General features: G+C 79.2%; 1 protein-coding gene. It reads right to left on the reverse strand.

Translation table 11 applies throughout. The features are described from left to right. Positions 1 to 366: hypothetical protein (locus GTW08_RS13305; RefSeq protein WP_202417120.1), on the reverse strand; the 366-nt coding region annotated here is incomplete at both ends.

A 366-nucleotide genomic window follows, 5' to 3' on the forward strand; every position in this document is an offset into this window, starting at 1 on the left:
CACGCCGATCTCGCTGCGCCCGCCGATGTGCACCGTCGTCGTGCCCGGCGGTCCGGTGTCCGGTTCGGCCTCCGCGGCCAGTGCGGCGCCGCAGCGGACCGCCAGTGCGATCCCGCCCGCTCCGAGCTGCTCGGCCTCGGCCGCGACCAGCGTGCCGATCGCGGCCGCGTCCCAGTCCAGCGCCGGAGAGGTCACCGCCGTGGTGGCGGCGGAGCCGGACACGACACCGGGCACCGCCAGCACGATCCCGGCAGCGGGCCGGTCCCCGCCGGCTGCGGCGAGCAGGAGCTCACGCAGGACCGGTGCCAGGGCGCGGGCGGCCCGCTGCGGCGGGGTCCCGGTGATCGCGGCCGGGTGCCATCGGCG

It is taken from the genome of Pseudonocardia sp. SID8383 (assembly GCF_009864975.1).
GTDB lineage: Bacteria > Actinomycetota > Actinomycetes > Mycobacteriales > Pseudonocardiaceae > Pseudonocardia > Pseudonocardia alni.